Below are 1,178 nucleotides of genomic sequence, written 5' to 3'. Positions count from 1 at the left end.
CCAAACCAAATGTTACGTCCGGCATAGTTTGTTTTATCAAAGTCTTCCTCATCATCCATACGTGTTTTATTCGAACCTGCTAAATCGGCACTACCACCAAATAGTGATGGAACAGATTTTGAGATCGCATTAACTAATTTCCCAGACGATGCACGTGTGGCAAGTGTATCTTCACCTGGTGTAAAGGTTGGTAAATCTTTTGACCAATCTTCTGGTAGGTCTTCAGAATGTGATTGCTCGAACTCAGCTGCTAATTCAGGATATTTTGCTTTATAATCAGCGAATAAATTGTTCCATGCATCTTCAGCAGCTTGACCACGTTTTGCAACTTTTTCTTCAAAATCCGTATAAACCTCATCGGGAACTTCAAATGCGTCAAATTCCCACTTGTAGTTTTCACGGACTAATTTAATTTCATCTTCTCCGAGTGGAGCGCCGTGTGCGTCACTTTTACCTTGTTTATTTGGTGAACCAAATCCGATTACTGTTTTCACTTCAATCATCGTCGGTTGTGTCGTATTTGCTTTCGCTTGTTCAAGCGCTTTAGCGATGGTATCAACTTCCGTACCATCCTCAACAAGAATGACTTGCCATCCGTATGATTCAAAACGTTTTTGAACTGATTCTGAGAATGATTTATCTAAATCACCATCAAGTGAGATGTCATTAGAGTCATAAAGAGCAATTAATTTACCTAACCCTAAGTGTCCAGCGAGTGATGCAGCTTCGTGGGAAATTCCCTCCATTAAGTCACCGTCACCAACAAGCGTATAACTATAGTGGTCAACAATATTAAAGTTATCACGGTTATATTTTGCCGCTAGGTGCGCTTCAGCCATTGCCATACCAACAGCCATAGCAACCCCTTGACCAAGCGGTCCAGTTGTTGCTTCAACACCGTCAGTATCAGTGACTTCTGGGTGTCCTGGCGTATGTGATCCGAATTGGCGGAAGTTTTTAAGGTCATCGATAGATACTTTATATCCAGCAAGGTGTAACATTGAATAAAGTAGCATTGAGCCATGACCTGCTGATAAGACGAAACGATCACGATCTACCCATGAAGGATTTTTTGGATTCTGATCCATAAACTCTGTCCATAGTGTGTATGCCATTGGAGCAGCCCCCATCGGTAATCCTGGGTGACCAGAGTTTGCCTTTTGAATCGCATCAATTGA

The 1,178-nt window shown here is 41.8% G+C and carries 1 protein-coding gene; it reads right to left on the bottom strand.

Going from position 1 to position 1,178, the window contains the following annotated elements:
* A partial coding sequence (locus DES38_RS11950) for a transketolase family protein (protein ID WP_146206387.1) occupies nucleotides 1-1,178 on the bottom strand: 1,178 nt, incomplete at both ends.

The organism is Streptohalobacillus salinus (assembly GCF_003201605.1).
GTDB classification, from domain to species: Bacteria; Bacillota; Bacilli; order Bacillales; family Amphibacillaceae; genus Streptohalobacillus; species Streptohalobacillus salinus.
This window is presented reverse-complemented; position numbering and strand designations above follow the sequence as displayed.